This window comes from Herbiconiux sp., from assembly GCF_023264855.1.
In the GTDB taxonomy this organism is placed as follows: domain Bacteria; phylum Actinomycetota; class Actinomycetes; order Actinomycetales; family Microbacteriaceae; genus Herbiconiux.
The window spans coordinates 21,020-41,861 of sequence record NZ_JAHFUW010000023.1; the positions used below are offsets into that span (position 1 = coordinate 21,020).

Genomic DNA, 20,842 nt, shown 5'->3' on the forward strand with positions numbered 1-20,842 from the left:
TGTCTAGCCGGAATGTCCGGCCCCGTCTTCCATTCGATCTCGACGCTGAGAGGAGCGCTGTGAGTTCTATCGTTGTGGCCGGCCACATCTGCCTCGACCTCACCCCCGAGCTCGGCGCGAGCGCCCGGCTCGATCCGGGCCGCCTGATCGACGTCGGCGCCCTGCGCATGGGCCTCGGCGGCTGCGTGGCCAACACCGGGCTCGCGCTCGCCGACCTCGGGGCCGAGGTCTCGCTGCACTCCACCGTCGGCGACGACGAGCTCGGCCGCATCATCGCCGACACCATCGCCCGCCGCCCCGGCCTGCACGCCGACCTGCACATCGTGCCCGACCACGCGACCTCGTACAGCCTCGTGCTCGAGCCCGCGGGCCACGACCGCACCTTCTGGCACCACACCGGGGCGAACGCGGTATTCACCGGTTCGGAGCTCGACGTCGGTTCGGCCCGCCTGCTGCACCTCGGCTATCCCCCGCTGCTGCCGGCCTTGCTGACGGATGGCGGAGCGCCGCTCGAGGCCGTCCTGCGCCGCGCCCGGTCGCGCGGGGCCACCACCTCGCTCGACCTCGCGGTCGTCGACCCGGCGTCGTCGGTGGGGGCGGCCGACTGGGCCGGCATCCTGAAACGGGCGGCGGCCGTGACGGATGTGCTGACGCCGAGCCTGGACGATCTGACCTCGGCACTCGGGCCGGCCCTCGGCATCCCGGCGCAGCCGGCGGCCGTGGCTGCGGGCGCCTACGCCGATCTGCTGATCGAGTGGGGCGCGGCGGTCGTGGCCATCTCGGCGGGCGCCGACGGGCTGCTGTTGCGCACCGCGAGTGCCGAGCGCCTGGCGCGCGGCGGTGCGATGCTGGCGCCGCTCGCCTCGCGCTGGGCCGACGTGTCGCTTCGGGTGCGCCCCCTCCCGGTGGAGCGGGTCGTCACCACGAACGGCGCGGGCGACGCCTCGACGGCCGGGCTGCTCTTCGCGCTCAGCCGGGGGGCTTCGCCCACGCTGGCGGCGCACCTTGCCACCGCCTCGGCCGCCGCGATCATCGCGGGCGGCCGCCCCACTCCCGACGTGATCGTCGCGATGCTCCCCGCCGCCCGCGCGCTCTTCGCTCCGGAGCCTCCGGCGGTGCCTGACTCGCCATCCGAGACGAAGGAGTTCTCGCCCGACGCGCCGGGCGCTGCCGGCGACGGAAGGCGAGTCGACGAAGAACTCCTTCGTTTTGGATCACCCCCGACCCACGCACACGAGCACGTCCAGCCCGGCAGCGCGCCTACCTCGCCTGCCGAAGCTGAGCCGGCCGTCCCCGAGGGAGCCGCGCAGCGGCCAGAATGAATCCCATGCCCAAGCCGCCCACCATGAACGACGTCGCGGCGGCGGCCGGAGTGAGTCTGAAGACCGTCTCCCGCCATGTCAACGGGGCCACCAACATCGACCCCGCGCTGGCGGCCCGGATCGCGGCGGCGATCGTCTCGCTCGGGTACCGGCACAACCTCGCGGCAGCGAGCATCCGGCCGGGTCGCTCGGCGAAGGTGATCGGCCTGGTCATCAGCGACCTCGCCAACCCCTACTGGGCGATGCTCGCGCGCTCGGTGGAGCGCACGCTCAGCGCCAACGGCTACCTGCTGATGACGGTGAGCTCGGAAGAGGACGCCGAACGGCACCGCCTGCTGGTCGACCGCCTGGTGGCCCAGCGCGTCGACGGACTGATCGTCTCCCCGCCCCGGCACGACACCACCGGCTGGCAGGCCGCGGCCGGACTGCCCCCTCTGGTCGCGATCGACCGCCCGCTCGTCGGAGGCGTCGACGCCGGCGCCGCCCCTCCATCCACCGGATCCGCTTCACCCGACGACTCCGCACGGTCAGCCAAGGCCACACCACCCGCCGCCTCCGCATCCGCCGGCACCACACCACGCCCCGACACAGCGCCACCCGCGGCCTCCGCACCACCCGCGGTCACCGGCACGGTGCTCGCCGACAACCGCGGGGGTGCCGAGGCGGCCACGCGCGAACTCCTGCGCCACGGGGCGCGTCACGTGCTCTTCCTCGGCGACTCGCTCGAACTGCACACCATGCGCGAGCGGCTCGACGGCTATCGCCGCGCACTCGGGCAGGCGGCATCCGGTACCGGCTCGCCGAGCAGCTCCGACGATCTCGTCGTCACCACGGCGCACTCCGCCGCAGAGGCCTCGGCCATCCTCGGCGGCCTGCTCGGCACGGAGCGCATCGACGCCGTGTTCGCCGCGAACAACCGATCCTCCATCGGCGCACTCGAGGCCTTCACCCGCGCCGGTACGCGGCTGCCCCTGATCGGCTTCGACGACTTCGAGTCGGCCACGCTGATGCGCCCGGGCGTCTCGGTCGTGGCGCAAGACGTGGCGTCGATGGGCGAGACCGCCGCCCGCACGCTGCTCGCCCGGCTCGAGGGTTCCGCCGAGACGGTCGGCCCGTCGGCCGCGTCCGTCACGGTGCTGCCGACCCGGCTGGTGCTGCGCGGCTCCGAGCGGCCCTGACTCCGAGCGGTCCTGACTCCGAACGGCCCCACGACTCCGGCCGCCCCACGACCCCGAGCCGCCCGACGACTCCGACCGCCCGCGCTGCCGTTGCCGACCCACGACTCCGGCCGCCGCCGGTTCCGAGCGGCCCCGACTCCGCCGCCCCACGACCTCCACCGACTCACGACTTCGGGCGCCTCAAGACCCGGAGCCGCCCGACGACTCCGGCGCCGTCACCCCGTCGATTCGAGGAACGCCGCCACCGCATCCGCCGCCGCCGCGAGATGCTGCGCGTGGGTGTGCCCCGAGATCTTCACGCGCGGCTTGAACTCGTGCTCGCCGTCGTCGAGCCAGAGCAGGCGGATGCCCGGCGCGAGCGGGTAGGCCGGCACCTCGTCGACGGTGCCGAACGGATCACGCGTACCCTGCACGATCAGCGTCGGCGTCTGCAGCGCCTCGAGGTGCGCCGTGCGCAGCTTCTCGGGCGATCCGGGCGGATGGAACGGGTAACCGAGGCACACCAGCGCGCTCACCTCGCCCGCCGCGTGCAGCTCGTCGGCCACCATGCTGGCCACCCGGCCGCCCATCGACTTGCCGCCGATCGCCACGGGCCCACCCGTCTCGGCGATCACCCGCTCCACCACGGCGCGGTACTCGTCGATCACCTTCTCGGCCCGCGGCGGCGGCTTGCGCGCTCCCGGCCCGGCCGCACTCGGCCGCCGTGCCGCCATGTACGCGAACTCGAACCGGGCCGTGCGGATGCCGCGCTCGGCCAGCAGTGCCGCCATCCGGTTCATCCAGTCCGAGTCCATGGCCGCGCCCGCCCCGTGCGCGAGCACCAGCACCGGCCCCTCGGCGGGCCCCTCCCACAGCAGTTCGGCGTCCATGCCCTCACGCTACCGGCCTCGCGCGCCGAGTCCCCGTAGCGATCTGCATCCGTCAGTTCCGGCCTCGACACGGCGCAGCACGTGCTGAACGCGAAGGATGCGGGACCCCCTTCACGCGAGCACGGCACAGGGCGCCTCACGGCGCTGTTCACTCCAGCGACCGTGAGCGCCAGCTCGTGCACAGTGGCGGAGGCTCCGCTGAGAATCGCTGGAGTGAACGCGTCCGCCGGCAGAGCGAGACCCGGGGCGAGGCCCGGACGTCAGTTGTTGCCGACGGAGCAGGTGTAGTCGGCGGCCGTCTGGCCCTTCACGTTCGAGGGCAGCACGGTGGAGCCGTCGGCGTTCACCGAACCGGGCGCGGGCTCGGTGGTGACCGGTGCGTCGGGGTCGACGGGAGCGTCCGGGTCCACGGGCACCGCCGGGTCGACCGGCGCGGTCGTCGCCGCCGGATCCGACGTCACCGGAGCGTTCGGGTCGAGCTCCGAGGCGATGCCGCCCGGGGCCGCCACGGCCACCGACTGGTCGGCCTGGATGGCCGCGAACAGGATGTCGGCCGCGTCGGTGTCGGGCGCCACCTTGCCCTCGGGCACCCAGTCGGCCGAGTAGCTCGGATACGCCACGAAGGTGACCTTCGACAGGTCGATGTCCTTGAGCGAGAGCGCGATCGACACCATCGTGTCGGGCGAGGCGAGCCGCTGCGAGAGCGTCATGTCGCTCGCCGCGGCCTTCGCGAGCCCGTACAGCTTGCCGAAGTCGGTGAGGGTCGAGTCGCTCTTGATGGTGCGCACGAGCGACGACAGGAACACCTGCTGCGACGAGATGCGCCCCAGGTCGCTGCCGTCGCCGACCCCGTGCCGGGTGCGCAGGAAGCCGAGCGCATCCGCACCGCTCAGGTTCGAGGTGCCGGGCTCGAGGTACACGCCGGTGTACGGATCGTCGATCAGCTCCGCCACGCACACGGGCACGCCGCCCACCGCGTTCGACATCTCGATCACACCGTTGAACTGGATCTCGGCGGCGAACGGGATGCTGAGCCCCGACAGGCTCTCCACCGTCAGCACCGTGCAGGCCAGGCCGCCCTGCGAGAGCGACTCGTTGATCGGCGCGGTGTAGCCGCCGCCCTCGGGGCACTCCGGGATGTCGACGACGAGGTCGCGCGGGAAGCTCACCACCGTGGCGTTGGTGTGGTCTTGCGAGATGTGCATCAGCATCGTCACGTCGTTGAGCTCGGCGCCCTCGTCGTCGCCGTAGGCGTCGCCCTGACCGGTGCGGCTGTCGCTGCCCACCAGCAGCAGGTTGACGCCGCCGTCGATCGCCGAGATCTCGGGCGGGGCTGCGGCGCCGGGCTCGGCGGCGGCCTCGTCGGAGAGCAGGGTGACGGTGGTGATGGAGCTCGTGACGTCCCAGGCGGCGTAGGCCGCGAGCGAGGCCCCGCTGACCAGCGCGACGGCGAGCGACGCGGTGAGCACGGTGACGATCGCGCGCACCGGATGCGCCGACGTCTGCCGGCCGTGGCGTGCCACCGGCACCTGCTTCGTGCGTGCGCTAATAGTCGTTCCCCTTCGAGCAGGTGTACTCCGCTGCCGTCTGCCCCGTGATCGATTGTGGCAGGGCGGTGGCCGCGACGGCCGCATTCGCGCCACCGGCCGTGTCGGCGGCCGCATCCGGTGCCGTGGTGGTGGGCTGCGATCCGTCGGTCGCGGCACCGCTCGCCGCCGCCTCGCCCGCCGCCGCATCCGTCACCGCGTTCGGATCGACCACCGCGCCCACCCCGGTGTTCGCCGGATCGGCGGTCACCACGGCCCGGTCGTCGGCGATCGCCTGGAACAGCACGTCGGCGTCGTCGTAGAGCGGCTCGACCTTGCCGGCGTAGACACCCTCGCCGTCGGTGCTGCCGGGATACGCCACGAAGGTGACCTTCTCGAGCGGGATGTCCTTCAGCGCCAGCGCGATCGACACCATCGTGTCGGCCGAGGCGAGGCTCTGCGAGAGCATCATGTTCCCGGAGGCGGCCCGCGCGAGCCCGTACACCTTGCCGAAGTCGCTCAGGGTGGAGCCGCTCTTGATGGTGCGCACGAGCGACGACAGGAACACCTGCTGCGAGGAGATGCGCCCGAGGTCGCTGCCGTCGCCGACGCCGTGCCGGGTGCGCAGGAAGCCCAGCGCATCCGCCCCCTGCAGCATGTGCGTTCCGGTGTCGAGCACGACGCCGGTGTACTCGTCGTCGATCGGGTCGACCACGCACACGGGCACGCCGCCCACCGCGTTCGACATCTCGATCACGCCGTTGAACTGGATCTCGGCGGCGAACGGGATGCTGAGCCCGGTGAGCGCCTCGACCGTCAGCACCGTGCACGGCAGGCCGCCGTAGGAGAGGGTGACGTTGATGGGCTGCGCGCTCATGGCGTCGAAGCTGCCGCCGGCGGGGTCGGGGCAGGAGGGGATCGGCACCACCATGTCGCGCGGAAAGCTCACGACGGTGGCGCTGGAGTGGTCTTGCGCGATGTGCATCAGCATCGTCACGTCATTGAGGTTGCCCTCGGTGTCGCCGTACGCGTCGCACTGACCGGCGCGACTGTCGCTGCCGACGAGCAGCAGGTTCACGCCGCCGTCGATCGCCGAGATCTGCGGCGGCGGGCCGGCGGTCTCCCCGGCGAGCGCGACGGTCTGCACCTCGCTCGAGACGCTCCAGGTGGCGTAGCCGGCGAACGCCGCTCCACTCACGGCCACCACGGTGGCGGCGACGGCGGCGAGACGGGCGACGAAGGCGAGACGATTCGGCGTCTTCAGCCGGCCGTGTCGGGCGATCGGATGGCTCATGCTCGGGTGGGTTCTCGGTGCTTCGGGTCGGACGAACGGATCTTTCATGATGACGTATGAAACTGAGAGTCCCATTGAGAGCGCTCTCCCGGATGGGTCTTGACGGCATCCTCGCTCGGCTCTATATTCAACTTATTGGTTGATAAAGGAAGTAGTTGATTATGGATGACGACGAGCTCGACCGGGCCTTCCTGGCCCTGGCCGACCCGGTGCGGCGGCGCATCATCGCGCGGCTGAGCCGGGGGCCGGCCACGGTCAACGAGCTCGCCGAGCCCTTCGAGATCACGGTGCAGGCGGTGTCCCGCCACATCCGGGTGCTCGAAGAGGCCGGTCTCGTCACCCGCAGCCGAGACGCCCAGCGCCGGCCCGTGCACCTCGCGCCGGCCGCGCTGGAGCCGCTGACGGCGTGGATCGACCGCTACCGCCTGGCGCAGGAGAGCCGCTTCCGGCGGCTCGACGCCGTCTTGGAGACACCCGTCGCGTCAGAAACACAGAAGGAGAAGGAACGATGACCAACCCCGTCACCATCACCGCGCCCGAAGGGCTGCCGTTCATCGAGATCGTGCGCGAGTTCGACGCACCGCTCGCCGCCGTCTACAACGCCTACGCCGATCCGCAGCTCGTAGCCCAGTGGCTCGGCCCGAACGGCTACGAGATGCATCTCGAGGCCTACGACCTCACGTCGGGCGGCCGTTACCGCTACGTGCACACGAATCCGGCGGGCGACCGGTTCGCCTTCGCGGGCGTGTTCCACACGGTGCGCCCCGAGGAGCTGATCATCCAGACCTTCGAGTGGGAGGGGATGCCGGATGCGGTCTCCCTCGAAACCCTCCGCTTCGAGTCGATCGACGAGGGCACCCGCACGCGCATCACCGGCTGGAGCGTCTACCCGCAGGTGGAGTGGCGCGACGGCATGGTGCAGAACGGCATGGAGCACGGCGTGCGCGAGGGCTACGAGCGCCTCGACGCGCTGCTCGCCGGCCCCGCCTGAGCGTCGCCAGAAACGAGGTGCGGTTCAGAAATGCAGAAATCCTGCCGAGCGAGGCCGTATATGGCTTCACTCCTCGATATTTCTGCATGTCTGAACCGGACGGCCTCCGTCAGGCGGCGGGGAGGCGCAGCGTGGCGCGCGTGCCGGTGAGCGTCGAGACGAGGTCGAGCGTGGCGCGGTTCGCGAGCGCGAGCTTGCGCGCGATCGTGAGTCCGAGGCCGAGGCCCGGCACGGCCTGCTGCTCGGCGTAGGGGGTGCGGTAGAAGGCATCCGTCGCCTGGCGCAGCTCGTCGGCCGTCATGCCCACGCCGGTGTCGGCCACCTCGATGACGACCTCCGGGTCTTCCGCCGGAACGTCGAACGGGGCGCGGGACCCGGATGCCACGGCGCCCGCGTCGCGTGAGGATGCCGCCGCGCGCCCCAGTGTCACCGTCACCGAACCACCCGGCGGCGTGAACGCGACCGCGTTCGACACCAGGGCCTCCACGATCTGCACCAGGTCACGGGCATCGGCGCGTGCGGCGCCCGCGCCGTCGTCGACCACGAAAAGGTCGACACCCGCCGCCCGAGCCCGCTCGTGGAAACGCGTGCGGACGCCTTCCAGCAGCGGCGCCACCGCCACGAGCGAGGGTACTGCCTCGGCGATCTCGCTGCGCCCGGCCGCGAGCAGCTGGTTGACCGCGGTGAGCAGCCGCTCCCCCGCCGCCCCGATGATCTCCGCCGACCGCCGGCTCGCCTCGTCGCCGCCCTCCAGCAGGGCCGCGTGACCGAGGATGGCGGTGAGCGGCGTCTTCAGCTCGTGGCCGACGGTGTCGAGGAAGTGGTCGCGCACCTCCACGGCCTCGATCAGCGAGGTCACGTCGTGCCCCACGATCACGGCCCCGAGCACCTCGCCGTCGGGGCCCTTCACCGGACGGGCCACGAACGAGATCGCGAGCTGCGAGCCGGGCTGACCCACCCACACCAGCGAGGCGTCCCTGAAGGCGCCGGAGAGCGCCTGCTGCACCAGGTCGGCCCGCACCGGCCGCCGGGTCACGCGGTCGGCGCCGAACACGTCGGGCTCCCGCGCGGGATCGGAGACGCCGCCGGGCATCCCGGCCCGCACGGCCACCTCGCGCGCCAGCGAATTCACCATCAGGGGCGTTCCCGCCGCGTCGAACATCGCGACGGCGTCGGCCGTGGTGTCGGAGATGGCGCGCAGGGTGAGGGCGCGCTCGGTGCTGGAGCGCACGGCGTCGCGCATCCGGCTGGAGGCACCGCGACGGCGCTGCTCCGACCGGCGCAGCGCCTGCGCCGCACTGTAGGTTCCGGCCGCGAGCAGACCCACCAGGATGGGCAGCAGCCACACCCGCGCCCACTGCTGGAAATCGATCGGCCAGCCGCCCGCCGCCAGCAGCGGGTACAACGTCACGCCGACCGTGGCCAGCACGCCGAGCACCGCCAGGTACCAGGGGAACGAGAAGGCGAGCCACAGCACCGGGAAGACCACGAGCATGCCCACGGCGGGCAGCGCGTCGACGAGTTCGGCCCGGATGATCGCGCAGGCTGCCAGATCGGCCAGCGGCACGACAGCCATCCACAGGCTCGCCCGCACCCCCGGCCGGCGGCCGAGCACGAGCGTCAGGGCCGTGAGCACGACCACCGTGCCGGCGGCGAGCAGCAACTCCGGTGTCAGCACGGCGGCGTCGATGAAGCCGCCGAACACCACCACCACGCCTGTGGCGACCACCAGCAGCAGCTGCACGTAGGGCATGCTCCGTGTGCGTGCCAGCGGATCCGTAGCGGCCATCCAGAACCCCCCGAGTCCGCGATCCCCCGATCGAGCGCGGCGCTGGAACGCCCCACCGCGGAGGGCTAGGGATTCGAACCCTAGAAGGCTTTAACACCTCACCAGTTTTCAAGACTGGCTCCATCGGCCGCTCGGACAGCCCTCCCGACCGCGCTCCGCCCGAGAGCGTCACACGACCAGCCCCGATCTTATCGCGGGTGACGGATGCGCGGCGGATGCGCCATGGACGCGGCCGGCGCGGGTGCGTGTCAGAGGGTGGCCAGCGCTCGGGCCACGCCGTCCTCGTTCAGCGAGGTGGTGACCTCGGTGGCCGCCTCGATCACGTCGGCGGGAGCCTGCGCCATGGCGACGGCACGGCCCTCGGCGCCCGCCCAGCGGAACATGTCGACGTCGTTGCGGCCGTCGCCGATCGCCATCACGCGGTCGCGCGGGATGCCGAGCAGAGAGCGCACGCGCTCCAGTCCGGTGGCCTTGTTCACCCCGTCGGGGGCGATGTCCAGCCACGCCGTCCAGCCGATGGAGTAGCTCACCCGGTGCAGCCCCATCCGCTCGACCACGGCGAGGAAGTCCTCCATGTCGTGGTCGGGCGAGATCACCACCACACGGGTGGCCTCCACCTGCAGCAGCTCGTCGAAGCCGACCTGCACGTGGCCGGCGCCGAGCACCGACTCGGGGAACGCCTCGGTGTGGAAGAAGCGGCCGTCGTCGTCCTCCACCGCGAACAGCGCCTCGGCCAGGTGGGAGCGGATGGTGGTGAGCACGGGGCCCGGGTCGAAGGTCTCGATGTGGTCGGGGCTGTAGCCGAGCGGCGCATCCGGATCCCGCTTGAGGGTGACCGCGCCGTTGGCGCACACCACGTACTGCGGAGCGATGCCGAGCAGGCCCAGCACCGGCAGTGTCGAGCTCACCGAGCGGCCGGTCGCGAGCATCACCTCGCTGCCGTCGGCCACCACGCGGCGCACCTCGGCGCCGACGATGTCGCTCAGCGAGCCGTCTTCGTGCAGCACGGTTCCGTCGATGTCCAGGGCGACCAGCCAGCGGTCGTGCCCGGTCGCGTCGCCCGCGAGCGCCCCGCTCACGGGGCCGGCGCTTCGATCAGCTCGAGCCCACCGAGGTAGGGCCGCAGCACCTCGGGCACCACGACCGATCCGTCGGCCTGCTGGTGCGTCTCGAGCAGCGCGACGATCCAGCGGGTGGTGGCGAGCGTGCCGTTCAGGGTCGCGACCGGCGCGGTCTTACCCGACTCGGTGCGGTACCGGGTGTCGAGGCGGCGCGCCTGGTAGGTGGTGCAGTTCGAGGTGGAGGTGAGCTCGCGGTAGGTCTCCTGCGAAGGCACCCAGGCCTCGGTGTCGAACTTGCGCGCGGCGCTGGAGCCCAGGTCGCCCGCCGCCACGTCGATCACGCGGTAGGCGAGGCCGAGATCGGTCAGCATCCCCTCCTGGTAGCTCAGCAGGGCCTCGTGCTCGGCCTCGGCGTTCTCGGGCAGCACGTAGCTGAACATCTCCAGCTTGTTGAACTGGTGCACGCGCAGGATGCCGCGGGTGTCCTTGCCGTGCGAACCGGCCTCGCGCCGGTAGCAGGTCGACCAGCCGGCGTAGCGCTTCGAGCCCTTGGAGAGGTCGAGGATCTCGCCCATGTGGAAGCCGGCCAGCGCCACCTCGCTGGTGCCCGTGAGGTAGAGGTCGTCGGCCGGCAGGTAGTACACCTCGTCGCCGTGCTCGCCGAGGAAGCCGGTGCCGTCCATCGTCTCGGGGCGCACCAGCGTGGGGGTGATCAGCGGCGTGAAGCCGGCGCCGAGCGCGCGGTCGAGTGCCAGGTTCATCAGGGCGATCTCGAGCCGCGCACCGATGCCGGTGAGGAAGTAGAAGCGGGCGCCCGAGACCTTCGCGCCGCGCGCGAGGTCGAACAGCTCGAGCGATTCGCCGAGCTCGACGTGGTCGCGCGGCGTGAAGTCGAAGGCGGGCTTCGTGCCCACTTCGCGCAGGGTGACGAAGTTCTCCTCGCCGCCCTCAGGAACTCCGTCGATGACGATGTTCTGGATGGCGCGGGCCGTCGTGGTGAATGCGGCCTCGGCATCCGTCGCCCGCGTGCCGGCCGCCTTCACGTCGGCGGAGAGCTGCTGTGCCTGGGCGACGAGTGCCTTCTTCTCGTCTTTCGGCGCGGCCGCGACCTGCTTGCCGAAGGCGTTCTGCTCGGCCCGCAGGTTCTCGAACTCGAGGATGGCGGCCCGGCGCTCGGTGTCGGCGGCGAGCGCCTGGTCGACGAGTTCGACGGAGGAGCCTCGGGCCCGCTGCGATTCTCGGACGACGTCGGGCTGTTCGCGCAGGAGCACTGGATCGATCACGGGTTCCATCCTACTTCGCGGCTCCGGCGCGGATTCGGCGCGGGCCTGGCGGCTCGGCGCAGGGCAGGGCGGGTACGGTGAGTCCGTGGGCGAGACTATGGGGGACGCGGGGGCGCCGGTTCCGCGCGCGGCCGTCGTGCTGAACCCCGTGAAGGTGGATGCCGCCCGCCTGCGCACGATGGTGGCCGCTGCCGAGGCCGCCGCCGGCTGGGGCGAGACGCTGTGGTTCGAGACCACGGTCGAAGACCCGGGCCAGGGCGTGACGCGGGACGCCGTGGCATCCGGAGCCGTCGTGGTGATGGCCGCGGGCGGAGACGGCACCGTGCGCGCCGTGGCCGAGGGACTCCGAGGCAGCGGAGTGGCGCTGGGCCTGCTGCCGGTCGGCACCGGCAACCTGCTGGCCCGCAACCTCGACATGAACCTCACCAACGTCGAGCTCGCCGTGAAGAACGTGTTCACCGGCGTCAGCAAGCCGATCGACCTCGGGCTCACGCGCATCACGCGGGCCGACGGATCGGCGTCGGAGCACGTGTTCCTCGTGATGGCGGGGCTGGGCATCGACGCGAAGATGATCGCGAAGACCAACACCACGCTCAAGCGGAAGGTGGGCTGGCTGGCCTACGTCGACGGCATCGGGCGCGCCCTGCCCGAGCTGCGGCCGGTGAAGCTGCGGTACTCGCTCGACGGCTCGCCGTGGCGCACCACCTCGGCGCACTCGGTGATGGTGGGCAACTGCGGGTTGCTGCCGGGCGGGCTGCTGCTGATTCCGGATGCCCGTCCCGACGACGGCCACCTCGACATCGTGACCCTGCGGCCGGAGGGTCCCTTCGGGTGGCTGAAGGTGTGGAACAAGCTCGCGTTCGAGAACGGGGTGCTGCGCAAGTCGGCGGCGGGCCGCAAGATCATCGACCTCTCGCGCGACGTGCGCTCGGTGCGCTACGCGACCGGCAAGGACTTCGAGCTGACGCTGGAGACGGCGCAGGAGATCCAGCTCGACGGCGACGAGTTCGGCGTCGCCACCGCCGTGCACACCTGGGTGCACCCGGAGGGCCTCATGGTGCGCGTCCCGGCGCCGGCCGCAGCGGCCTCCGCCGCGCCGGTGGGCGGGGTTCGTGCAGAAATAGCGGGCACCGAGCCCGTATAGAGCTCGGCGGCGCGTATGTGCGCAAGAACCCCGGACACCTGACTGAATCGCGCGATCAGCGCGAGCCGCGGCGGCGGCCGGGGGCTCGCGTGCGGCCCGCGATCGGCTTCGCGGCGGCCTTCTTCTTCTGCGGATGCTTGCGGGCCTCCGCGGCGCGGGCTTCGGCCGCGCGCGCCTTCGCCTTGGCCGTGGGCTTCTGGGCGCGCAGCTCAGCCGTCTCGGCGGCGGTCATGCGCGAGCTGTTCGCGGTGCGCCCGCGCACCACGCCCACGAACTCCTGCACCCGCGCATCGCGTTCCTCGTCGAGGCCGGCGCGCCAGGCGAGGGCCACGCGCGTCTCCGGAGCGCCCTCGACCGGCCGCGCCACCACGTCCTTCCGCGCGAACAGGCGGGCGACCGCCTGCGGAACGACCAGCAGCCCGACTCCCGCGGCGACGAGCTCCATCGCATCCGCCCCGCCCGTCGGGCCCGGCGCGACCGACAGCATCCGCAGGCCCGGGCGGCCGGCCTCGTCGTCGATGCGCCCGAGCTCGGCCAGCTCGGCGAGGGAGGTCGCCTCCACGGCGCTCACCTCGTGGTCTTTGGGAACCACCACGACGGGCTGCTCGGTGTAGAGCGGGATGGCGTGCACGCCGTCGCCCGGCACCGGCAGGCGCACGAAGGCGACGTCGGCGAGGTCGTCGGCCAGCATCCGCAGGGCGTCGTCGGAGCCGGTGGGCACCGATTCGACCGGGAGCGCCTCGATCGGGTCGCCGGGGAACCGTTCGTTCCACACCCGGAACCACTTCGCGGGGGTCACGCCCGCCACGAACGCCACACGGAAGGCCATGCCGGCTCCCTCCGCCGTTCGATGCCGCCCCTCCGGCGGCGCACCCGACAAGCGGGCAGGCCCAGGATACGCTGTGCAGATGAGCCCCGAGAAGACGCCGCAGACCATGAAGCCCGCCACGGCCGCGAAGAAGCTCGGCATCTACCTGCCGGCGGCCCCCGCCGAGTTCCAGGAGGGGCCGGTCACCCGCGCCACCCTGAACGAGCTGCTGGCCACGCCTCCGGAGTGGCTCGTCGAGCTGCGGCTGAACGGGCCGCACCCGCGCGACATCGTGGCCCGCAAGCTCGGCGTCTCGATCTCGGGCCTCGCCCGCGCCGAGATCACCGAGGCGCTCACCACCGCCCAGATCTCCGAGCTGCTGCAGTCTCCGCCGGCGTGGCTCGTCACCGAGCGTGCCACCCAGGCCGAGGTGCGCAGCGAGAACCGCCGCATCAAAGACGAGAAGGCCGGCAAGGCGGCGCTGGCCGCCGAGCGCACCGACGACTGACCTCCGGATCCCCCGCCGAAGCCTGGCGGGTCGGTGCGGCTCGGCGTAGTGTCCGAGCATGAGCGTCTCCTCGGTGAGCATTCCCCGTACTCGCGAAGTCCGGCCGGCGCTCGCCGAATGGATGACGCACCAGCGCTGGTATTCGTCCGCCGGCGTCGAGCCCGGAGCGCTGCCCGAGCTGTCCCTGGTCGGCGTCTGGTCGCTGGTCGACCATCGCCACCAGGTGGCGTTGCAGACGCACCTCATCCTCGACGAGTCGGGCGCCGATCCGGTGCTCTACCAGGTGCCGTTGACCTTCCGCTCGTCGAGCCTGCTGGGCGGCGACAAGGCCCTGATCGAGCGTGCCACCATCGACGGATCGCCGCTGTTCATCTACGACGCCCCGCACGACCCCGCGTTCACGCGCGCCCTGCTCGGCCTGATGCTCGACGACGAGCACGAGCGCGGTGAGCACTCCGACGGCGTCGAGGTGACGGGCCATCACGCGCTCACGAGCGGCGAGGTGCGGGTCACCGATTCGCACGTGCTGCGCGGCGAGCAGTCGAACACCTCGATCATCTACGACCTCGTGCACCTGAACGGCAAGCCCGCCACCCCGGTGATCTGCAAGCTGTTCCGGGCGCTCTCCGACGGGCAGAATCCGGATGCCGTGGTGCAGTCGGCGCTGTCGGATGCCGGCTCCCGCCTGGTTCCGCGCTCGATCGGCTCGGTCACCGGCAGCTGGGCCGACCCGAGGCAGCCCGGCGGTCACGCCTCCGGGCACCTGGCGTTCGCGCAGGAGTTCATCCCCGAGGTCGAAGACGCCTGGCGGGTCGCACTGCGCTCGGCCGAGTCCGGGGAGTCGTTCGGCGCGCTCGCGTTCGCGCTCGGCGAGGCCACCGCGCAGGTGCACAGCGAGCTGGCCCGGTTGTTCCCGGCACGCGAGGCGACCGCCTCCGATGTCGCCGGCATCCTCAGCAGCATGCGCGAGCGGGCGACCCAGGCGTTCGCCGACGTGCCGGCGCTGGAGTCGGAGGCCGAGGCGATCGAGGGCGTGTTCCGGATGGCGGAGGCGTCCTCCTGGCCGGCCTTCCAACGCATCCACGGCGACTACCACCTGGGCCAGGTGCTCGCCGTGCCCGGCCGCGGCTGGGTGCTGCTCGACTTCGAGGGCGAGCCGTTGCGGCCGCTGGCCGAACGCAGCGAACCGGATGTGACACTGCGCGACGTGGCCGGCATGCTGCGCTCGTTCGACTACGTGGCGGGGACGCTGGCGTCGACACCGCATGCGTCGGCGGCAGCCGCGTGGGCGCACGAGGCCCGGGACGCGTTCATCGACGGGTACAGCGCGCGGTCGGGGCTGCCGCTGCGGGAGCAGCGTGAGCTGCTCGACGCCTTCGAGCTCGACAAGGCGCTCTACGAGGTGGGCTACGAGGCCCGCAACCGGCCCGACTGGGTGGCCATCCCGGCGGGCGCCATCCGCTATCTGGCGAACCGGCCGCGGTAGTTCTGCACAGGCCGCCGTCCGCGGCGGGTTCTCCACAATCCGGGCCGCGTTTCGGCGCCGGGGCCGCGGGCAAATAGGATCGACACCATGTCCAAGGTTCTCAGCACCCTTCCCGTCGGCGAACGCGTCGGCATCGCCTTCTCCGGCGGCCTCGACACCTCCTGCGCCGTGGCGTGGATGCGCGAGAAGGGCGCGGTGCCCTGCACCTACACGGCCGACATCGGCCAGTACGACGAGCCCGACATCGACGCGGTGCCCGGCCGCGCCCTCGAGTACGGCGCCGAGATCGCGCGCCTCGTCGACGCGAAGGCCGCGCTGGTCGAGGAGGGCCTGGTCGCCCTGGCCTGCGGTGCGTTCCACATCCGCTCGGGCGGCAAGACCTACTTCAACACCACGCCGCTCGGCCGTGCCGTCACCGGCACGCTGCTCGTGCGCGCCATGAAGGAGGACGGCGTCGACATCTGGGGCGACGGCAGCACCTATAAGGGCAACGACATCGAGCGGTTCTACCGCTACGGCCTGCTGGCCAACCCGCGCCTGCGCGTGTACAAGCCGTGGCTCGACTCCTCGTTCGTGAACGAGCTGGGCGGCCGCACCGAGATGAGCGAGTGGCTGGTCGAGCGCGGCTTCCCCTACCGCGACTCCACCGAGAAGGCCTACTCGACGGATGCCAACATCTGGGGTGCCACGCACGAGGCCAAGCGCCTCGAAGAGCTGAGCACGGGCCTGGAGATCGTGGAGCCGATCATGGGCGTCGCCGCCTGGCGCGACGACGTCGAGATCGCCACCGAGGTCGTCACGGTGCGCTTCGAGGCGGGCCGCCCGGTCGCGCTGAACGGCCAGGAGTTCCCGGATGCCGTTGCGCTCGTTCTCGAGGCGAACGCCATCGGCGGCCGCCACGGCCTGGGCGCCTCCGACCAGATCGAGAACCGCATCATCGAGGCCAAGAGCCGCGGCATCTACGAGGCGCCGGGCATGGCGCTGCTGCACATCGCCTACGAGCGCCTGCTGAACGCCATCCACAACGAAGACACCCTGGCGAACTACCACGCCGAGGGCCGCAAGCTCGGCCGCCTGATGTACGAGGGGCGCTGGCTCGACCCGCAGTCGCTGATGCTGCGCGAGTCACTGCAGCGCTGGGTGGGCTCGGCGGTCACCGGCGAGGTCACGCTGAAGCTCCGCCGCGGCGACGACTACACCATCCTCGACACCACGGGCCCGAGCCTCAGCTACCACCCCGGCAAGCTCTCGATGGAGCGCGTGGGCGACGCGGCCTTCGGCCCCGACGACCGCATCGGCCAGCTCACCATGCGCAACCTCGACATCGCCGACTCCCGTGCGCGCCTCGAGCAGTACGCCGCGCTCGGTATCGTGGCCGGCGCCACGGCTGACCTGGTCGGCCGGCTCGAGCCCGGCGAGTCCGAGGGCATCCTCGCGGGCGACCCCGCTGCGTCGTCGGCCGAGTCCGACGCGCTCGACCGCGCCACCGACCTGGCCTCCGAGGGCGCCGCCTTCGACTCCGGCACCGACTAGCGGCTCTCGCCTCCGCCCTCGCGCGGGGCGCCCCGCAATCCCACCCCCACCTCACCTTTGCCGACCCGTCACTCAATGCCGTTCTGGGCACCTCTGAGCGGGACTGAGTGTCGGGTCGGCGGCGATTTCGGCGGAGATGGGGGTGGGGAGCTCAGGCCGTGGGTTCGCCTGAGATCAGGCCTCGGAGCCAGTCGCGGGCCTCGACGAAGACCTCGTTGTCGTAGCGGGGCACGTACTCCACGGGGGCCTTGTCGGCGCGGGGATACGAGCCCAAGAAGATGATGTTCGGGCTGAAGCGGCGCACACCGAGCAGGGCGTCGGCGACCCGCTCGTCGGTGATGTGCCCGTCCGCGTCGATCACGAAGCGGTACCGGCCGAGGGCGTCGCCGATCGGCCGCGACTCGAGCAGGGAGAGGTTCACGCCACGGGTCGAGAACTGCTCGAGCAGTTCGAGCAGGGCGCCGGCCCGGTCTTCGGGCAGCTCGGCGATGATGCTCGTCTTGTCCGCTCCCGTGGCCGGCGGGATCGCCGCGTTGCGCGAGACGAGCACGAAACGGGTGACGGCGTTCGCGTTGTCGGCGATGTTCTCGGCCAGCACCTCGAAGTCGTGGTGCTGCACGATCTGCGGGGGCGCGATCGCCGCATCCGCCTGGTCGTTCTCGAACAGGTTGAGTGCCGCGGCGACGTTCGAGGTGGCCGGGATGTGCCCGTGCGTCGGCACGTGCGCGTCGAGCCAGTTGCGGGTCTGCGCGTAGGCCACCGGATGCGCGTTGACCACCTTCACGTCCTCGAGCCGTGTGCCGGGCCGGGCCACGAGCACGAACTGCACGTGCACGAGGTACTCGCCCACGATCCGCAGGTTCGGGATGCTCGCCAGCGCGTCCTGCGTGGCGGAGACCCCGCCCTCGATCGAGTTCTCGATCGCGATCATCGCCGCGACGCTGCGCCCCGACACCACGTCCTCCAGCGCCTCGCCTACATTGTTCACCGAGCGCCAGGTCTTGCCCTGCGCCTCCGGCACCTGCGCCAGCGCGGCCTCCGTGAACGTCCCCGAGGGCCCCAAGTAGCTGTACGTCTCCGACATGCCTCCGAGCCTACCGACCGCGCCACCCACCCCGTCCCACGCGAGGGCACGCCCGGGTGGTGTGATCGCAAGGCGGAGGAGGTCCCGATAGCGGCGCTATCGGGTCCGACGACAACGCCGCGAGCGCGCCACCCGGGCGGGCCCTCGTAGTGCCAGACTTGGGGCATGCATGAGCGCGCAGGCACAGTCGCCCTTCCCGAAGACCTGATCGATGTCGACGCCCTCGTGGCGGCCTACTACGACGGGCATCCGGATGTCACCGACCCCGAGCAGAAGGTGATCTTCGGCACCAGCGGCCACCGCGGGTCGAGCTTCAACACGGCGTTCAACGACGACCACATCGCCGCCATCACGCAGGCGATCGTGGAGTACCGGGCCGGCCAGGGCATCACCGGTCCGCTGTTCATCGGCCGCGACACCCACGGGCTGTCCAAGCCCGCCGAAGACACCGCCCTCGAGGTGCTGAACGCCAACGGCGTGACCGTGTGGACCGACTCCCGCGACAGCTGGACCCCGACCCCGGCCGTGAGCCACGCCATCCTCGCCTACAACAGGGCGGGCCACGCCGACCAGGCCGACGGCATCGTGGTGACCCCGAGCCACAACCCGCCCGGCGACGGCGGCTTCAAGTACAACCCCCCGCACGGCGGCCCGGCCGACTCGGATGCGACCGGCTGGATCGCGAACCGGGCGAACGAGCTCATCGCCGGCGGCCTGCACGACGTCAAGCGCGTGAGCCGCGACGAGGCGACCCCCTCCGGCACGTACGACTTCCGCGAACACTACGTGGCCGACCTGGTGAACGTCATCGACCTCGACGCCATCCAGAAGTCGGGCATCCGCATCGGTGCCGACCCGCTGGGCGGCGCCTCCGTCGAGTACTGGGAGCTCATCCGCGACCGCTACGGCCTGAACATGGAGGTCGTGAACGAGACGGTCGACCCGCGCTGGGCATTCATGACGCTCGACTGGGACGGCAAGATCCGGATGGACTGCTCGAGCCCCTACGCCATGGCCTCGCTCGTCGCGCGCCGCCACGACTACGACATCTCCACGGGCAACGACGCCGACGCCGACCGCCACGGCGTGGTGACCCCGGATGCCGGCATCATGAACCCGAACCACTACCTGGCGGTGGCCATCCAGTACTTGTACTCGCGGCGCGAGGGCTGGCAGCCGGATGCGGCGATCGGCAAGACGCTGGTCTCCAGCTCGATGATCGACCGCGTCGCCGCCTCGCTCGGCCGCACCCTCTGGGAGGTGCCGGTGGGCTTCAAGTGGTTCGTGCCGGGCCTGGTCGACGGATCCGTCGGCTTCGGCGGCGAGGAGTCGGCGGGAGCATCATTCCTGCGCTTCGACGGCACCGTGTGGACCACCGACAAAGACGGCATCCTGCTCGCCCTGCTGGCCTCCGAGATCCTCGCCGTCACCGGCAAGACCCCCTCGCAGCTCTACGCCGAGCTCACCGAGGAGTTCGGCGACCCGGTCTACGAGCGGATCGACGCCCCCGCGAGCAAGGCGCAGAAGGCCGAGCTCGCCAAGCTCGACGGCGACGCCATCCCGGCCACGACCCTGGCCGGCGATCCGATCATCGCGAAGCTCTCGCACGCCCCCGGCAACGGTGCGGCGGTCGGCGGCGTGAAGGTGGTCACCGAGAAGGCCTGGTTCGCCGCCCGCCCCTCGGGCACCGAAGACGTCTACAAGATCTACGCCGAGAGCTTCGTGGGCCCCGACCACTTGGCCGCCGTGCAGGCGGAGGCCAAGCAGATCGTCGACGCCGCCCTGGGCGCCTGACCCGGGGCCGCCGGGTCAGGCGGCCGGGGGCTCGGCGAGCACCCAGCCGCCCACCACGTCTTGGCTGAAGGGGACCGAGTAGGCCATCAGGGCGCCCGCCTGGGCGTCGCGGAAGATGCGCTGGATGGGCGAGCGGGCGAGGTAGGCACCGCCGCCACCCACCTTGAGGGCTAGGGCGGCCGCCTTCTTGGCCACCTCGTTGGTGAGCATCTTGCCCTCGGTGGCCGCCGCCATCGCCGTGGGGTCTGCGCGGTCGGCGAGCCAGGCGGTCTGCTCGGCGATCAGTCGGGCGGCGCGGAGCTCCGCCCACACCATCGCCGTCTCCGAGCGCACCCAGGAGGCGTCGGCCAGCCGTTCGGCCGCCGGATCCTTGCGCCGGTTCGCCGAGGCCACGAGCGCATCGATCGCCGACTCGGCGATACCGATCGACAACGCCGAGAAGCCGATCGTGATGAGGTTCGCGTAGCCCTCCGGCGGCGGACCGCAGAGCCGTGACCGCTGCAGGATCGTGCCGTCGAACTCCACCGTGCGGCTTCGGGTGGCCCGCATCCCGATGGTCTGGTCGATCGGCGGGAGCGACAGGGTGTCGTCGCGGTCGACGCCGAAGAACCCCGGCCCGCCGTCGATCCGCACGTTGAGCAGCAGGTGGTCGGCCACCTCGGCACCCGAGACGAAGAGCTTGCGGCCGGTGAGCATCCACCCGCCGTCCACGGGCGAGACGTCTTGCTGTGAGGCGAGGAAGTGGTTGCCGCCCGCGGGCTCGGAGAGCGCGTTCGAGAAGCGGTCTCCCGCGCGCAGCCGCTCGGCGAAGAAGGCGGCGGCCGGCGGCGCCGACATGGTGACGAGCGCGTGCGCCGCGCCGATGTGCATCAGCCAGACCGCGGCGACGGCCGGATGCGCGGCCGCGAACACCCGCACCACCTGGGCGAGGGCGGCGTACGAGAGCGCTTCTCCCCCGTGCTCCACGGGCAGGAAAGCCACGTCCAGCCCACTGGCCGAGATGGCGCGCAGGTGCTCGATCGGCAACTCTCCCGACTCGTCGTCGGCGGCCACGGTGGCCCGCATCCCCTCGGCGAGCGCTGACGCGGTTTCGAGCCAGCGCTGCTCCGACTCCGGGATGGCGGAGACGAACGGTGACGGTCGGGTGAGCATTAGGGTCCTTTCGGAGGAAG

General features: G+C 71.7%; 18 protein-coding genes and 1 tRNA gene. 9 read left to right on the forward strand and 10 right to left on the reverse strand.

Translation table 11 applies throughout. The features are described 5' to 3' along the window. The first annotated feature begins 59 nt into the window (after positions 1-59). Complete coding sequence (locus Q0D75_RS10895; RefSeq protein ID WP_291053110.1) at positions 60-1,322, forward strand: PfkB family carbohydrate kinase; 1,263 nt, start codon at positions 60-62, stop codon at positions 1,320-1,322. A gap of 5 nt (positions 1,323-1,327) precedes the next feature. Beyond that, entirely contained in the window at positions 1,328-2,500 is a 1,173-nt protein-coding gene (locus tag Q0D75_RS10900) for a LacI family DNA-binding transcriptional regulator (protein ID WP_291053113.1), read from the forward strand. Positions 2,501-2,715: 215 nt separating this feature from the next. On the opposite strand, the gene Q0D75_RS10905 is transcribed toward Q0D75_RS10900, so the two are convergent. From Q0D75_RS10905 to Q0D75_RS10915, 3 genes are all read right to left on the reverse strand, one after another. Then, positions 2,716-3,369 carry an alpha/beta fold hydrolase gene (locus Q0D75_RS10905; protein WP_291053116.1) on the reverse strand — a complete coding sequence of 218 codons (654 nt, stop codon included), beginning with the start codon at positions 3,367-3,369 and terminating at the stop codon, positions 2,716-2,718. 260 nt (positions 3,370-3,629) lie between these two features. Further along, entirely contained in the window at positions 3,630-4,892 is a 1,263-nt protein-coding gene (locus Q0D75_RS10910) for an LCP family protein (RefSeq protein ID WP_291053119.1), read from the reverse strand. 22 nt (positions 4,893-4,914) lie between these two features. Further along, a complete protein-coding gene (locus tag Q0D75_RS10915; RefSeq protein WP_291053122.1) occupies positions 4,915-6,189 on the reverse strand; it encodes an LCP family protein in 1,275 nt (424 codons plus the stop codon). 161 nt (positions 6,190-6,350) lie between these two features. On the opposite strand from Q0D75_RS10915, the gene Q0D75_RS10920 reads away from it, so the two are divergent. Both Q0D75_RS10920 and Q0D75_RS10925 read left to right on the forward strand, forming a co-directional pair. Beyond that, entirely contained in the window at positions 6,351-6,701 is a 351-nt protein-coding gene (locus tag Q0D75_RS10920; RefSeq protein ID WP_291053126.1) for a metalloregulator ArsR/SmtB family transcription factor, read from the forward strand. Next, positions 6,698-7,180: an SRPBCC family protein gene (locus Q0D75_RS10925; RefSeq protein ID WP_291053128.1), complete on the forward strand. Its 483-nt coding sequence runs from the start codon at positions 6,698-6,700 to the stop codon at positions 7,178-7,180. Before Q0D75_RS10920 ends, Q0D75_RS10925 begins: the two co-directional genes overlap by 4 nt. Before the next feature lie 109 nt (positions 7,181-7,289). Here the strand turns inward: Q0D75_RS10925 and Q0D75_RS10930 are convergent, their stop codons facing one another. The 4 genes from Q0D75_RS10930 to serS form a co-directional block, all read right to left on the reverse strand. After that, positions 7,290-8,933 carry a PAS domain-containing sensor histidine kinase gene (locus tag Q0D75_RS10930; protein ID WP_291053132.1) on the reverse strand — a complete coding sequence of 548 codons (1,644 nt, stop codon included), beginning with the start codon at positions 8,931-8,933 and terminating at the stop codon, positions 7,290-7,292. Between the two features lie 94 nt (positions 8,934-9,027). Beyond that, positions 9,028-9,114 (reverse strand) — tRNA-Ser (locus Q0D75_RS10935). Between the two features lie 103 nt (positions 9,115-9,217). Then, complete coding sequence (locus Q0D75_RS10940) at positions 9,218-10,048, reverse strand: HAD family hydrolase (RefSeq protein ID WP_291053135.1); 831 nt, start codon at positions 10,046-10,048, stop codon at positions 9,218-9,220. Further along, positions 10,045-11,313 (reverse strand): serine--tRNA ligase, encoded by a 1,269-nt coding sequence (gene serS, locus Q0D75_RS10945; RefSeq protein WP_291053137.1) that lies wholly within the window; start codon positions 11,311-11,313, stop codon positions 10,045-10,047. Before serS ends, Q0D75_RS10940 begins: the two co-directional genes overlap by 4 nt. A gap of 85 nt (positions 11,314-11,398) precedes the next feature. Here serS and Q0D75_RS10950 point away from each other — a divergent pair, with 85 nt between their 5' ends. Next, positions 11,399-12,457 carry a diacylglycerol kinase family protein gene (locus Q0D75_RS10950; RefSeq protein ID WP_291053140.1) on the forward strand — a complete coding sequence of 353 codons (1,059 nt, stop codon included), beginning with the start codon at positions 11,399-11,401 and terminating at the stop codon, positions 12,455-12,457. Positions 12,458-12,512: 55 nt separating this feature from the next. On the opposite strand, the gene Q0D75_RS10955 is transcribed toward Q0D75_RS10950, so the two are convergent. Beyond that, a complete protein-coding gene (locus Q0D75_RS10955) occupies positions 12,513-13,286 on the reverse strand; it encodes a LysR family transcriptional regulator substrate-binding protein (protein WP_291053141.1) in 774 nt (257 codons plus the stop codon). A 79-nt stretch (positions 13,287-13,365) separates the two neighbouring features. On the opposite strand from Q0D75_RS10955, the gene Q0D75_RS10960 reads away from it, so the two are divergent. The 3 genes from Q0D75_RS10960 to argG all read left to right on the forward strand — a co-directional run bounded on the left by Q0D75_RS10960 (position 13,366) and on the right by argG (position 16,792). Next, positions 13,366-13,773: a DUF5997 family protein gene (locus Q0D75_RS10960; RefSeq protein ID WP_291053145.1), complete on the forward strand. Its 408-nt coding sequence runs from the start codon at positions 13,366-13,368 to the stop codon at positions 13,771-13,773. 58 nt (positions 13,774-13,831) lie between these two features. After that, positions 13,832-15,259 (forward strand): phosphotransferase, encoded by a 1,428-nt coding sequence (locus Q0D75_RS10965; RefSeq protein ID WP_291053148.1) that lies wholly within the window; start codon positions 13,832-13,834, stop codon positions 15,257-15,259. A gap of 87 nt (positions 15,260-15,346) precedes the next feature. Beyond that, positions 15,347-16,792, forward strand: coding sequence for an argininosuccinate synthase (gene argG, locus Q0D75_RS10970; RefSeq protein WP_291053150.1), 1,446 nt, complete (start codon positions 15,347-15,349; stop codon positions 16,790-16,792). A gap of 151 nt (positions 16,793-16,943) precedes the next feature. Here argG and pheA read toward each other — a convergent pair whose 3' ends face one another. Beyond that, the gene (pheA, locus tag Q0D75_RS10975) at positions 16,944-17,876 is read right to left on the reverse strand and encodes a prephenate dehydratase (RefSeq protein WP_291053153.1); all 933 of its coding nucleotides are present in this window, start codon (positions 17,874-17,876) and stop codon (positions 16,944-16,946) included. Between the two features lie 165 nt (positions 17,877-18,041). On the opposite strand from pheA, the gene pgm reads away from it, so the two are divergent. Continuing rightward, on the forward strand, positions 18,042-19,670 hold the full coding sequence (pgm, locus tag Q0D75_RS10980; protein ID WP_291053155.1) for a phosphoglucomutase (alpha-D-glucose-1,6-bisphosphate-dependent): 1,629 nt from the start codon (positions 18,042-18,044) through the stop codon (positions 19,668-19,670). Positions 19,671-19,685: 15 nt separating this feature from the next. On the opposite strand, the gene Q0D75_RS10985 is transcribed toward pgm, so the two are convergent. After that, a complete protein-coding gene (locus Q0D75_RS10985; RefSeq protein ID WP_291053157.1) occupies positions 19,686-20,822 on the reverse strand; it encodes an acyl-CoA dehydrogenase family protein in 1,137 nt (378 codons plus the stop codon). Between the last annotated feature and the right edge of the window lie 20 nt (positions 20,823-20,842).

Excerpts from the sequence above, each read along its gene's own strand:
- Q0D75_RS10920 (WP_291053126.1), top strand. The coding sequence starts at position 6,351 with ATGGATGACGACGAGCTCGACCGGGCCTTCCTGGCCCTGGCCGACCCG.
- Q0D75_RS10930 (WP_291053132.1), bottom strand. The coding sequence starts at position 8,933 with ATGCCCTACGTGCAGCTGCTGCTGGTGGTCGCCACAGGCGTGGTGGTG.
- Q0D75_RS10985 (WP_291053157.1), bottom strand. The coding sequence starts at position 20,822 with ATGCTCACCCGACCGTCACCGTTCGTCTCCGCCATCCCGGAGTCGGAG.
- Q0D75_RS10960 (WP_291053145.1), top strand. The coding sequence starts at position 13,366 with ATGAGCCCCGAGAAGACGCCGCAGACCATGAAGCCCGCCACGGCCGCG.
- Q0D75_RS10925 (WP_291053128.1), top strand. The coding sequence starts at position 6,698 with ATGACCAACCCCGTCACCATCACCGCGCCCGAAGGGCTGCCGTTCATC.
- argG (WP_291053150.1), top strand. The coding sequence starts at position 15,347 with ATGTCCAAGGTTCTCAGCACCCTTCCCGTCGGCGAACGCGTCGGCATC.
- pheA (WP_291053153.1), bottom strand. The coding sequence starts at position 17,876 with ATGTCGGAGACGTACAGCTACTTGGGGCCCTCGGGGACGTTCACGGAG.
- Q0D75_RS10955 (WP_291053141.1), bottom strand. The coding sequence starts at position 13,286 with ATGGCCTTCCGTGTGGCGTTCGTGGCGGGCGTGACCCCCGCGAAGTGG.
- Q0D75_RS10965 (WP_291053148.1), top strand. The coding sequence starts at position 13,832 with ATGAGCGTCTCCTCGGTGAGCATTCCCCGTACTCGCGAAGTCCGGCCG.
- Q0D75_RS10900 (WP_291053113.1), top strand. The coding sequence starts at position 1,328 with ATGCCCAAGCCGCCCACCATGAACGACGTCGCGGCGGCGGCCGGAGTG.
- Q0D75_RS10915 (WP_291053122.1), bottom strand. The coding sequence starts at position 6,189 with ATGAGCCATCCGATCGCCCGACACGGCCGGCTGAAGACGCCGAATCGT.
- Q0D75_RS10905 (WP_291053116.1), bottom strand. The coding sequence starts at position 3,369 with ATGGACGCCGAACTGCTGTGGGAGGGGCCCGCCGAGGGGCCGGTGCTG.
- pgm (WP_291053155.1), top strand. The coding sequence starts at position 18,042 with ATGCATGAGCGCGCAGGCACAGTCGCCCTTCCCGAAGACCTGATCGAT.